10 protein-coding genes are annotated in these 12490 nt (G+C 60.0%); all 10 read right to left on the bottom strand.

Annotated features, from left to right (window positions below; translation table 11 throughout):
* Positions 1-52 precede the first annotated feature (52 nt).
* Entirely contained in the window at positions 53-1378 is a 1326-nt protein-coding gene (locus tag GN300_RS17515; RefSeq protein WP_063314865.1) for a UDP-glucose/GDP-mannose dehydrogenase family protein, read from the bottom strand.
* A 55-nt stretch (positions 1379-1433) separates the two neighbouring features.
* Positions 1434-2402, bottom strand: a complete 969-nt coding sequence (locus tag GN300_RS17510) for a GDP-L-fucose synthase (protein WP_063315139.1) — start codon at positions 2400-2402, stop codon at positions 1434-1436.
* Positions 2399-3430, bottom strand: coding sequence for a GDP-mannose 4,6-dehydratase (gene gmd / locus GN300_RS17505; RefSeq protein WP_003943655.1), 1032 nt, complete (start codon positions 3428-3430; stop codon positions 2399-2401). The genes GN300_RS17510 and gmd overlap by 4 nt, the downstream gene beginning before the upstream one ends.
* Positions 3431-3527: 97 nt before the next feature.
* Positions 3528-4322, bottom strand: coding sequence for a WecB/TagA/CpsF family glycosyltransferase (locus GN300_RS17500; RefSeq protein WP_063314866.1), 795 nt, complete (start codon positions 4320-4322; stop codon positions 3528-3530).
* Between the two features lie 5 nt (positions 4323-4327).
* Complete coding sequence (locus GN300_RS17495; RefSeq protein WP_054187550.1) at positions 4328-5494, bottom strand: glycosyltransferase family 4 protein; 1167 nt, start codon at positions 5492-5494, stop codon at positions 4328-4330.
* A complete protein-coding gene (locus GN300_RS17490) occupies positions 5491-6387 on the bottom strand; it encodes a glycosyltransferase family 2 protein (RefSeq protein ID WP_063314867.1) in 897 nt (298 codons plus the stop codon). Before GN300_RS17490 ends, GN300_RS17495 begins: the two co-directional genes overlap by 4 nt.
* A complete protein-coding gene (locus GN300_RS17485) occupies positions 6384-7595 on the bottom strand; it encodes a hypothetical protein (RefSeq protein WP_063314868.1) in 1212 nt (403 codons plus the stop codon). Before GN300_RS17485 ends, GN300_RS17490 begins: the two co-directional genes overlap by 4 nt.
* Positions 7592-8803, bottom strand: a complete 1212-nt coding sequence (locus tag GN300_RS17480; RefSeq protein WP_058038962.1) for a glycosyltransferase family 4 protein — start codon at positions 8801-8803, stop codon at positions 7592-7594. The genes GN300_RS17485 and GN300_RS17480 overlap by 4 nt, the downstream gene beginning before the upstream one ends.
* 1 nt (position 8804) lies before the next feature.
* Positions 8805-10130: an O-antigen ligase gene (locus tag GN300_RS17475; RefSeq protein ID WP_063314869.1), complete on the bottom strand. Its 1326-nt coding sequence runs from the start codon at positions 10128-10130 to the stop codon at positions 8805-8807.
* Complete coding sequence (locus GN300_RS17470) at positions 10117-11640, bottom strand: sugar transferase (RefSeq protein ID WP_047269061.1); 1524 nt, start codon at positions 11638-11640, stop codon at positions 10117-10119. Before GN300_RS17470 ends, GN300_RS17475 begins: the two co-directional genes overlap by 14 nt.
* Positions 11641-12490: the final 850 nt, after the last annotated feature.

Below are 12490 nucleotides of genomic sequence, written 5' to 3'. Positions count from 1 at the left end.
GGGCTTTCTCATTTCGATATAGATCAGCTGCGACGGACGAGACGTCCTGTGCTCACGGGCGTCCCAGTCCGCGGTAGTTCCAACCTGCGCCTCGCCAGTCGTCGGGGGAAAGGCAATTGCGCCCGTCGACGATCACTTTGTTGCGAACCACCGAATCGAGATCGGACGGCTGCAACTTCAAGAATTCGAGCCACTCGGTCAATACCAGGACGACATCGGCATCTTCGCAGGCCTCCAATGCACTTGCCGAGTAGGTCAGCGTCGGGAACAGCGCGCGCGAATTGTCCATGGCCTTTGGGTCGTACACGTTCACTGCAGCACCTTGGAGCTGAATCTGACCCGCGACGTTGAGCGCCGGCGAATCACGAACGTCGTCCGAGTCCGGTTTGAACGCGGCACCCAGAACTGCGACTCTCGCACCGAGAAGCGATCCGCATGCCTCCCGCGCCAGTTCGACCATGCGTGTACGTCGGCGCATATTGATGTTGTCGACTTCGCGCAGGAACGTCAGTGCTTGGTCGGCACCGAGTTCACCGGCGCGAGCCATGAAGGCGCGGATGTCCTTCGGCAAACACCCTCCGCCGAAACCAATTCCCGCGTTGAGGAATCGACGTCCGATCCGAACGTCGTGCCCGATCGCGTCGGCGAGCACTGTGACGTCGGCGCCCGCGGCCTCGCACACTTCGGAGATGGCGTTGATGAACGAGATCTTGGTGGCCAGGAAAGCGTTCGCTGACGCTTTCACCAACTCCGCCGTCGCAAGGTCCGTGACGAGAAACGGAATCTCCTCATCGAGGAGCTCTGCATAAACTTCGCGCGCAACAGATTCCGCTCGACCGCGGACATTTCGATCGACTCCGAGCACAAGTCGGTCCGGGTGCAACGTGTCCTGGACGGCAAATCCTTCACGGAGAAACTCGGGATTCCACGCGACTTCGACGCCGTCACCGATCGGTGCCAGTTCCCGCGCGCGTTTGCCGAGCCGTTCCGCGGTGCCCACCGGTACCGTGGACTTGCCGAAGATGACCGAGGGCTTGGTGAGCAGCGGCGCCAAAGTCTCGATCACGGCATCCACGTAGACCATGTCCGCGGCGAACTCACCCTTCTTCTGCGGCGTACCGACCCCGAGGAAGAACACGTCCGCAAATTCTGCGGCTTCCTCGTACGACGACGTGAACTTCAGTCGCCCTCGATCGATGTTGTTTCGTAGGACCTCGCCCAACCCTGGCTCGTAGAACGGAACTTCACCTGCTGCCAGTTTCTCCAGCTTTGCCGCATCGACATCCACTCCGAGGACCTCGTGACCGAGTTCGGCCATACAGGCCGCGTGTGTCGCGCCCAGGTATCCCGTGCCGAATACTGCTATGCGAGTGCTCATGTTGCTCGATCTGCTTTCTCGAGAGTGTGCGAAGTGTGTTGATGGGAAAAGTGATTCAGGTACGTACGGCACCGATGTTGTCGCGGTACCACGAGATCGTCGACGCGATTCCTTCGCGCAATCCGATTGTCGGCCGCCATCCGAGTTCCCGAATCATGCTCACGTCCAGCAGTTTCTGCATCGTTCCGTCAGGCTTCGAGGTGTCCCACTGCGTCTCGCCGGTGTATCCGACCTCGTCGGCGACCATCGAGGCGATCTCGCGAATTGTGTGGTCCTCGCCGGTTCCCACGTTGACATGCGATGCACCGTCGTAGTTGTCGAGCAGATGCAGACACGCCGACGCCAAGTCGTCGACATGCAGGAATTCACGTCGCGGATTGCCACTCCCCCAGTTGACAACCGACTGGACTGCCGACGACTGCGCCTCGTCGTAACGCCGAACGAGGGCGGGAAGTACGTGCGATCCGTGCGGCGAAAAATTGTCTCCCGGGCCGTACAGGTTGGTGGGCATAGCTGAGATCCAGGGGCGACCATGCTGCCGCCTGGCAGCTTGAACGTGGAGTATTCCCGCGATCTTTGCTATTGCATAGGCGTCGTTGGTCGGCTCGAGATGCCCGGTGAGCAGGTATTCCTCCTTGATCGGTTGCGGTGCCAATTTCGGGTAGATGCACGATGATCCGAGGAACAGGAGACGCTCGACGCCGTGTGCGAGGGCAGCGTCGAGCACGTTCACCTGGATGCGCAGATTCTCCGACAGGAAGTCGACGAGGAAAGTGCTATTCGCCGCAATCCCCCCAACTTTTGCTGCTGCGAGGATCACGTTGGTCGGCTTTTCGCGGGCGAAGAAATCGAAAGCAGCTTCCCGGTCACGTAGATCGAGTTCGGCCGACGTCTTTCCGAGCAACCTGGTGAAGCCCGCAGATTCCAGGTGTCGCCACACCGAAGAGCCGACCAGACCTCGGTGGCCGGCCACGTAGAACGGTGCGCCTCGATCGAGTGGTCGCGCTGCGAATGAATCACTCATCGCGTCGCCGACCAGTCGGGAAGTGCCGGAGTGTCGATCCACGGTCGCCCTTCGTGTTCGAGCGCTTCGATGTCTGCCTCGACCATGATCCGGGCCAGTTCGGGTGTGTGCACGCCGGCCTTCCAACCGAGTTTGCGCTCGGCATGACTCGGATCCCCGATCAGTGCGTCCACCTCGGTCGGCCGAAGATACCGTTCGTCGAATCGAACGTGGTTTTCCCAGTTCAGACCTGCATGTTCGAACGCGACGGTCAGGAAGTCGCGCACCGAGTAGTTGCCACCGGTGGCGAGCACAAAATCCTCAGGCTCGTCGACCTGCAGCATGCGCCACATTCCCTCCACGTACTCCGGCGCATATCCCCAGTCGCGAATCGCATCGAGATTGCCCATGTACAGATGATCCTCGATACCTGCCTGGATGCGTGCGACCGCGCGCGTGATCTTCCGCGTCACGAATGTCTCACCACGCCTAGGGGATTCGTGATTGAACAGAATTCCGTTCACAGCGAAGATCCCGTATGCCTCACGATAGTTCTTGGTGATCCAGTACGAGTACACCTTCGCCGCACCGTAGGGCGAGCGTGGATAGAACGGTGTCTCCTCGTTCTGCGGCGGTGGTGTGGCACCGAACATCTCAGAGCTCGACGCCTGGTAGAACCGGCAGTCGAGTCCGGCCATCCGAACCGCCTCCAGTAGTCGGATCGACCCGACACCTGTCGTGTTCCCCGTGTGTTCGGGTTCGTCGAAGCTGACTCTGACGTGAGACTGCGCAGCGAGGTTGTACACCTCGTCCGGATTGATCTGCGCGAGTAGTGTCACCAGGCGCGCTCCGTCACTGAGGTCACCGTAGTGAAGAAAAAGTCGAGCATCCGCATCGTGCGGGTCAACGTAGATGTGGTTGATCCTCGAAGTGTTGAACGTCGAGGATCGACGGATCAGTCCGTGAACCTCGTAGCCTTTGGAGAGCAGCAACTCGGCAAGGTAAGAGCCGTCCTGCCCCGTGATTCCGGTAATCAGTGCGCGTTTCATCCTGCGTTCCTTCCGTTGCGGGACAGCCCGCCTGATAGTTGCGAAACCACGGTTGTGGTCCGTAGTCCTCCGAATCGCTCGGCAGTCTTGATCTCGCTCATGCGCGTCCCCCCAAACGGCCGAAGACTTTTCGTATGTCACGTGATGCCAGCCGTATGAATGTCGAGTTACCGAACAGGTAGCGCCGCCACAGACGTTTGGGTTCGGATACAAGTCGATACAACCACTCGAAACCCGAGTTCTGGACGAAAGATGGTGCCTCCGAAACAGTTCCGGCCAAGAAGTCGAAGGCCGCGCCGACACCGACGGCCACGTAGTCGGTTCGATCCGCTATCGCCTTCGTGACAAAGTCCTGCTTCGGCGCACCCAGACCGACCCACACGATGTCCGGTGACGTCGGATCGACCTTCGTGATGATGTCGTCGACGAACTCCTTGCTGAACGCGGCAAACGGCGGGGCATATGTGCCGGCCACCTTGATTCCCGGGTATAACTCCTCGACTCGATCCGTCAAGAGACTCAACGTCTCTTCTGTCGTGCCGACAAAATGGTGACGAAGGCTGTCGCGGCGTCCCTTGTCCAGGGTGGCCTCGAAGAACGACGGACCCCGGACTGGTCGAACACCGACGTGATCGGCGGTGCCGCCGATCAGGCGCATCACCCAGCTGACCGGGGTTCCGTCTGCGAAGTTCACACCGGGACCCTTCAAAACCGCGGAGTAGTCGCGATCACTGTGCGCCGCCGACACGCAGTAGGAATTCGACAACCTCACGGAGACTCCGGTTCCGGCTCCCTCTCGTCTGTCGTTGACCACCCAATCGGTAGCTCTCTCGAGATTGGTCGCGGCAAACGGAATGCCACCCACCTCGATGACCTCGAACGGACTGCTCATCTGTCTCACCACTTTTCCGAGTTCGTTTGTCGACGTTCATTGCACTGGCCGTAGCTGCGCGACAAGACCGATGTCAACCGGGACCGAGTCCAATCACGTTGCGGTTCAAAGAGAGAAAGCTCGGTCTCGACAATCGATCGAGCGATACGAGAGGCGAGAGTCGACGCCGGAGCAACCGGGATCGTCACGGCGTTCCTACCTGCCAGTGTCGGCACACCGCCGAGATCCAAACAGACCACCGGCAGGCCCACCGCAGCCGCTTCGGCCGCCACCCAGCCGCCCGAATCGTGCATGCTCGGGAAGAGCAGAGCGGAGGAGGCCCCCATCTCGCCCACCACTTCCGATCTGTCGCGCCATCCGCGAAGCGTGATCTGACCGCGCCGATACGGAAGCGACTTCTCGATCCGCCCGCGGGCGGGTCCCTCCCCGACAAAGGTCATGGACCACTCGGTACCCAGCTGCTCGAGCGCATCCAGAATCAGGTCGATTCCTTTGTATTGCAACAGTCTTCCTACGAACAAGAGTCTTCGTTTCGGTCTGGGTACCGCTTGCTTCTCGATTCCGTCGTAGCCCAGAACACAATTGGGTTGGACGACGACGTTGCGTGCCCGCGGTGCGCCACGTCCGCTGTCGGAGTTCATCGCGATGAAAGTGTCAACTCGTCCGGACATGAAGATGTGTGTCAGTGACCGAACGGCTTTCGTCGAGCAGGTTCGAACTACCGTGGATGCCAGATACCGCATACCGATGCGCTTGGCGAGCCGCATCGGCGGGTAGGTGTTGCCCCCAGCAGGCCCCCATACCAGTCGTACTCCGCCGGCTCCACCGAACAGCACCGGTGGGGGCAGCCAGTCGGAGGCGAAAGTTGCATGGTGCAGGACGTCGAAGTTTGCCGCTTCACGCCGAACGAACAGTGAAGTGTGCCAGAGCCATCGGAGGTATCGACCGTACGATCCGGCTTCTTCCGCGGGCAAAGTCGCTATTCGCACGACACGAACTTCGCAACCGAGCTGTTCACACTCTGATTCCAATGCGGGAGCCTCACCGGAGCGAGTCACCACCGTGATCGACTCACACAGTTCGGAAGCTGCCGAGAGAAGCGCCCAACCCGCACCGGACTCACTCCCCTGATTCGGATCGCAGGCGTATGCCGTCATCAACAACCGTGTCATCGCGCTACCACCAGCCTCTGTGCGCGCGGCGTCCGAGAATCGCTGCGGCTGAATCGCTCTGAGAACCAACCGATGTTGCGTGCACCGTTGTCGAGAACCACGCGCTTGATCCGTGGACTGATCAAGGCAACGGGGATCAACGTCGCCGACGCGAGGACGAGCAGAGCGCGTTTGGCACTCTGAGCCGCCAACAGTGGCAGCTCGAGCTGTCCCTGACAGACCGCGAGGATTCGTCCGTTGTTGACATACCGGGCGAAGAGCCAGGAATCCCGACGCCGATCCTCGCCTACGGGTTCGTACGCAAGCGCCTCGTCGCACCACACCAACCGGACACCGCCGGCGCTCATCCTGAGCGTGAACTCGGTGTCCTCGCCGCCAGGTAGATCCCAGTCGTCACTGAAGTTCAAGCCGTTCAAAGCCTTCAGGTCCAACAACAGATTTCCAGCGCCTGCAGACGCAACCGGGGTGCCGGTCGAATGGCGAACGCGAGTGTGCAATGGAAGTTCCGAGGCAGGCAGACCCACCGGAATCACAGGACCGGCCACAGCACCTGCGTCGAAATCTGCTGCGCAGGTGAGGAGATTCGACAGCCAGTCGACATCGACGTACTCGTCGTCGTCGACGAAGACGATGTAACGACGATCTCGTGCACGGGCGAGATCGACGAGCGCACGTCGCGCCGGAGATACCCCGCCGAATCCGAGATGCAGTCGTTCGATCCCGTCGGCAACATACGTCGGCGTGGTGGATTCCGGATCGTTGTCGCCTACTACGACCTGGGCGGAGGCACCGGAAGCCTGGATCGATGCCCGGACGCTGTCGATGCAGACAGCCAGTTCCGATTCACGACGGAAGGTCAGAATCGCCACTACGACGCCGTTGGGATTCTTCATGAGAGGTCAACTTTCGGTCGGGCGTCACGGTTCATCGAAACCAGAAGTGCGACGCTCGCGCTGGCGCACGCCGACACGGCCAATGCTCCTGCGACGTATACGGCGCTGTCGGTCAGTCCCGCCCCGAGAACGATCAGAAACTGTAGAGGCAACAGCATGGCGCGAAATGTGTTGAGGTTTGCGGTCTTGTCCACGACGCGGATCGAGGTACCGACGCCCAGAAGAATCCCGTTGAACGCCACCGCCAACCCGCACAGCAGAATGACCGGTATCAAGTTCGGAAAGTGCGACCCGACCAGATGATCCATCAATCGCACTCCCGAGAGTCGAATCTCGAGCGTGAGACAGATCAGCGAAACGCAGATGATCGAAACCCAGAAGATCTGCAAGCCCACTCGGCGGCCGAGTGCCATGCACTCGCTCGGGCTCATCGCTTCGACACCACTGCCGAACTTACGCATCAGAATTGGCGAGATGCCCGCGAACATCAAGGACAGCGGACCGAGCAGTGTCTGGGCAGTTCTGATCTCACCGATCATCGAGATCGACGCCACCACAGTGAGTATCAAGAACATCGCCTGCTGCGCAGCTGATCCCATCAATATCTCGATCGCAAACGGCACGGATCTATATCGGTGAGTGCGCGAGTACCTGATCGACGGTACCGGCGGTACCAGACGCATGGATGCGTGACCGAGAGCGAGCGCGACGAAGACACCGACCGTATAGGTCACGAGTGCAAGTGTCAGATTCTCGACCAGGAAAGCTGCAATAAGGACGAACGAGAGTTTCACGATCTGTATCGACACAGAGATCCAACTCGCACCGTCGTGCATCAGCATCGTGCGTATCACGTCCAACACCACGAAACCAGCTGCAGCCAAGGCGTATACCGTGAGATTCATCGAGTCCGAGCCGGCGATCACGAACAGTGCCCACACCGATGTCACCGATACCGCCGCCAGCACGATCGTGGGCGCCAACGCCGGTCCACGCTCGTCAGACCCCGCCCCTCGCGACAGCCAGACGTCGACGCCGATCGCTCTCCCCAGTGCCAGTGCCAACAGACCCGCCGATTGAATCACGGCAACCTGGCCGACTTCGATCGGACCACCGAGTCGTGCCACCGAGGTGAGAACGACAAAAGTCAGGACGCTCGAAAGCCCTTGATCGGCCATGAATGTCACATGCCGAGTGCGATCTTTCACGATCTCACCTCGTCGATGAGCTCACGCATCGACGTCGCCGCTTTGCGCGATGTGAAGCGATTCGAGTAGTGACGATAAGCGGATCTGCGTATCGCCGATCGATCGTCCGCTCCGAAGATTCGATCGAGGGCCTCGCGTATCGACGACTCTTCCAAGGTATTGAGAGGCGTTCCGCCCGGTCCGACGATGTCCGCGAGTGCACCGTTGGTTGCGTAGATGACTGGGGTGCCAACCGACATCGATTCGATCGCAACGCGTCCGAACGGTTCTGCCCATTGAGACGGCACCACGGACGCCGCACTGTCTCGAAGTATCTCGATCACATCTTCGTGCGAAGTGAATCCGGCCAGCGTGACGTTGTCGAGAGCTGCGCTTATGCTGGAGATCTCGCCGTACTGCGGTCCGTCACCGAGAACTGTGAGCGAGGGACTTCCAGCGCCCTGCGGCCAGTTGCGCACCAAATCCAGGACGCCCTTCTCCGGTGTCAGTCGGCTGACGCACACAACCGAATCAGTGCTCCGAAACTCGGGTTCATTTTCTTCGAATCCGAAGTTCGGACGAACCACGACGCGGCCAGAACCGATCAGTCGTCCTTCGACCAGACGTGCTGTCATCGCGCTCGTTGCGACGAACCTGTGCTGCTTCCACCCCAAGACGCTCAGCTTGACCGCCGTAGCGCTCAGGTAGCAGACAAGGCTCTGCAGTCGGCTGTTTCCGTAGCATCCGTTGCGGACACAACTCGTGAAGTATTTGGTGGAACCGCATTCGGTGCACGTGCCATCTGCGCGCAACTTGGCTGACGGTGTGGCCAGGCGATAGTTCCGAACCGCCTGCAACGTAGGAATTGCGGCGGCTCTTGCGGCCACGAGCAACGAAGCCGAGAACGCCGGCCAGAGATTGTTCACGTAGATGACGTCGGGGCGCTCCGAACGGATGATGCGCAACGCATCGACGAGTACGCGAGGACTGAAAACAGCGGTGACTGCCGCCCACGGTCCCCGGGAGATCTTGGAATTCTCGGTGGTGCACTGAACCGTCTCGTATCCGATCGATTTCAGGAGCTTGGATTCGTTGGCGAAGCTCTGCTCCTCACCACCCGGATTCCGATAGATCGCATGGAACATCAAGGCTTTCGGCGGCGTGAATCCACCGGCGGACGTCGGGTTCACTTCGGGCTTCGAACGCGCTACATCGAACGACTTGTACATCTCAGTGACCTCCTCTTCGCTCCGGAGCGAACCTGTACGCGTCGTTCTTGTCGGCACGAACCCCACGGATCGACAACTCGGCGTTGCCCGCACTGTGAGAGCGGTGGGTCGAGGGTCCGTACGGCGCCAGGAAGACCCATGCGATCAGCCACATGGCGCCGAAGAAGAGCGTCGACTCCGTCAAGTCCATCGAGAAGACGAGAACCATGATCGCGACGACGGCGATGTACTCCGTTCTGCTGCGGGCTCGCCCGAGCGCCGTGCTCAGAAGCAGGTAATAGCCGGCCAACAGCAGCAGGAATCCGATCCAACCGATCTGCAGCCGAATGTCGAGCATTCCGTTGTGTGCGCTGGTCGCCGGAAAGGACAGCTTTGACCGAATCATCTGCCCCACTGCACTGTCCGGCGCCCACACCGAGCCGAATCCCCATCCGAGCAGAGGCCGCTGTTCGGCGTAGTAGTCGGATACCGTCCAGAGATGTAACCGGCCGGTCAGCGTGACATCTCGCGAGAGTAGCGCCGCGACATCGGGTCCGAGCACCTTCATCGCGCCGGACACCCCGAGGTACAGGCCGATGATCACAGTCGAGGCGAGGTGAGCGTTCGGTGTCCGTCGAAAGCACCTCAGAGCAAGCATTGTCGCCAGCGCAATCCCCGCAGCGACGAGACCGGTCTGGCTCCGGGCCTCGAACAACACGATGCCGGCGACAGCCAGCGCCGCCACCCACGGAATACGCTTGCCGTCGGGAAGCATGAGCATGACACCGACAAGTACAACTTCGATGGCAGCCATTCGTCCCAAAGTGTTCTTGTGCGTGAAGATTCCGCGATAAGCAACGGCGCGGGTGTCCACGTCGATGCCAGTCGAAGGATCGAGGAACACGACCATCAGCGACAGCACGAGAAGTACCAGCAAGGTGAGGGCAACAGTCCGCACTCGCACCGCGAAGGTCAACTCACGGGCGACGATGATTCCCGTGATCGCCAGGCACACGACGACGATGCCGGCGACGGCGGAGTTCCGGGGCAGTGTCGACCAGTGCCAACTGGTTGCCGGGACGCCGGCCGAGATCATAAGCGTGAAGACAGGCCACGTCGTATTGCGTGAGTATCGCCGGTCGAGGAAGTAGACCAACGCAATTGTCGCCGAAAGAACGGCCGAACCGTGTACGAGCAACGATCCGAGCGCTGTCCTCTGCGTGTACGCCTGAAAGGCTCCGCTCGCGCCGATGACCGCGATCACCAATGTCGTTCGCAAGATCAGCGGATTGTTCGGTGCCTCATTTTCGCAAGGCGCCGGTACCGCCTTCTTGTCAGTAGGCGCCATCACTTCCCACCACCGCCTTGAGCGTCTTCGCGACGATCATGACGTCACCCATCATCGACCAGTTGTCGACGTAGGAAAGGTCCAGGCGGACAGTGTCTTCCCACGAAAGATCAGAACGTCCACTGACCTGCCACAGGCCGGTGACACCGGGCTTGACCAGTAGCCGACGACTGACCGCGTCGTCGTACATCTCGACCTCGCGCCGAAGCGGTGGCCGCGGTCCTACAACACTCATCTCTCGCCGGAGGACATTGACGAACTGGGGCAACTCGTCGATCGAGTATCGGCGCATGAATCGACCTACCGTCGTCACACGCGGATCGTCTCGCATCTTGAAAAGCACTCCGGCGCCTTCGTTCTCCTTCATCAGTGCCGTGACCTGTGAATCCGCATTCTGGACCATCGAGCGGAACTTGAGCATGGGGAACGGCTGACCGTCCAACCCCATCCGCTCCGACTTGTACAGAACCGGACCCTTGCTCGTGAGCTTGACGGCGATCGCAGCCGCCAGAAGCACCGGACTGATCACGGCCAGCACGAGCGCCGCGAAAGCAACGTCGAAGGTCGTCTTCGAGAACTTCTGTGCGCCGTGATAGCGCGGACGCTCGACATGAATCAGCGGAAATCCTGCGACCGGGCGCATCGAGAGCCTCGGCCCGGACACATCCAGAATCCCCGGTGCGACAACAAGGTCCACATGATCGCGCTCGAGATCCCAGGCCAGCTTGCGCAGCCCTTCCGGTCCGAGTCGCTCCGACGCCGTCACCGCCACCGTGTCGGCACCGACCTGTTCGAGTGCGTCGGTGACACTGTGCTCGTCTCCGAGCACCGGAATGTCCCGACCGTTCACTGTGACAACTTCGCCCACGTCTCCTCCGTAGCCGGGTACGCAGACTCCGACAACTCGGTATCCATGGGCATCGTCGCGCTCGAGGTTGCGTGCAAGATCGACAACCGCCCCTCGCACACCGACCACAAGTACGGCAGTTCGAAATTCACCTCGGGCTCGCTCACGAGCAATCACCCGTCGCCAGATCCAACGACTCGCGATCAAGGCGGTCAATCCCATCGGAAACGCCACGGCAAGGTACAGGCGCGCGATCTCCAGGTGAAGGAGAAGGCTGGCGATCGCAATCAGTCCGAACAGGCGGAGCGTTCCGACAGCGATCAATCGGTACTCTTCAGGGCCGCTTCCGATCACACGAGGAGATCTGGTCCGAAATACCCTCAGTACGGCAAACCAGCCGATAATCAGGGCGAAAGACAGTGCGGTGTAGCTGAAATGGCCGAATGCTTCACCGTCGACGACATCCGCGTCGCTACCGAATCGCCACCATTGAGCCAGAAACACAACTGCCGCAACGATGATCGTGTCGGTGATCGCCAGACGACGAAGATACGCAGATTGCCATTTCCTGCGTGCGGAAACTCCACCGGCCCTCTCCGGCGTTACTCGTCGGTGTTGTTGTGGCCGCTCTTTCGTGGGCGCGGCCATCTCGAGAACCGTCATGTGTTCAGAAACCTTTCCCCATGCACAGAATTCGGCCTGAAGATGTTCACCGGCCGAGGTCCATCGGACCGCCTTGCCGATTCCCGAAACTTCGACAGCGAAGCAACTGCTCCGCATTGCTGCGTTCAGTGCGTATGGTCGCATTACGTGCGCCTTGCAGTTAACCCGGCGACTATTGTCAGGCCTCGGCCCAACTGTCTATTATTGCGGCATTGCCGCAGCTCACACCCCATGATTGAAGCAGAGTCCACTAACAACCCAAACACAGGACGATCGGCGATTTCTCCTCGCCCGCTGACGTCGCCGGCCTCGATATTGCCAGGACTCACATCTTGGCAACTCTTCGGCTAGCTGGTCAGTACCAGTGAGGAGTTTGCCACATTCCGGACAGCGTGGCAATAGCGCTTTCCGAAGTTTTTCCCGACGTCAGCATTGACGTCAGTTATTCACCCTCCGACAAGAAGGAGTGAACATTGCTCACCATTACCATTGCGTACCTATAGTTTTCATCGCCTAGCCCATTTGGGCTCCGCGTTTGGACGGAAACCGGCACACAGTTGGTAATCGCTCCGCAAATCGAACCATCGCGGGTCCGGCGGCGCTGCAATTCTGAACAATCGTCCGAGCTTCGCCGATGAGAGCGTCATGCGACAGTTGAAGACGAACTATTCAGCAAATTGGGCCAGACCCACCATAGGTTGATGCAAGTCGAAAATGATTGCAGTACAGAACTATTCGCAAATTGGGCCGAGCGCCGGCCCGAAACTGCAGTGCACGGAGCCTGCTGCCGCATGTTACTGGCCCGATGATCATCGGCACTTATGGGAAGGAGAGCACGTCGACTGACGTT

The sequence above is a fragment of the Rhodococcus sp. Ni2 genome, assembly GCF_021352185.1.
Lineage (GTDB): Bacteria > Actinomycetota > Actinomycetes > Mycobacteriales > Mycobacteriaceae > Rhodococcus_F > Rhodococcus_F qingshengii.
This window is presented reverse-complemented; position numbering and strand designations above follow the sequence as displayed.

What these genes read in the sequence shown, in the direction of transcription:
- GN300_RS17515 (WP_063314865.1), bottom strand. Translation starts at nt 1,378, where the DNA reads ATGAGCACTCGCATAGCAGTATTCGGCACGGGATACCTGGGCGCGACA.
- GN300_RS17510 (WP_063315139.1), bottom strand. Translation starts at nt 2,402, where the DNA reads ATGAGTGATTCATTCGCAGCGCGACCACTCGATCGAGGCGCACCGTTC.
- gmd (WP_003943655.1), bottom strand. Translation starts at nt 3,430, where the DNA reads ATGAAACGCGCACTGATTACCGGAATCACGGGGCAGGACGGCTCTTAC.
- GN300_RS17500 (WP_063314866.1), bottom strand. Translation starts at nt 4,322, where the DNA reads ATGAGCAGTCCGTTCGAGGTCATCGAGGTGGGTGGCATTCCGTTTGCC.
- GN300_RS17495 (WP_054187550.1), bottom strand. Translation starts at nt 5,494, where the DNA reads ATGACACGGTTGTTGATGACGGCATACGCCTGCGATCCGAATCAGGGG.
- GN300_RS17490 (WP_063314867.1), bottom strand. Translation starts at nt 6,387, where the DNA reads ATGAAGAATCCCAACGGCGTCGTAGTGGCGATTCTGACCTTCCGTCGT.
- GN300_RS17480 (WP_058038962.1), bottom strand. Translation starts at nt 8,803, where the DNA reads ATGTACAAGTCGTTCGATGTAGCGCGTTCGAAGCCCGAAGTGAACCCG.
- GN300_RS17475 (WP_063314869.1), bottom strand. Translation starts at nt 10,130, where the DNA reads ATGGCGCCTACTGACAAGAAGGCGGTACCGGCGCCTTGCGAAAATGAG.
- GN300_RS17470 (WP_047269061.1), bottom strand. Translation starts at nt 11,640, where the DNA reads ATGACGGTTCTCGAGATGGCCGCGCCCACGAAAGAGCGGCCACAACAA.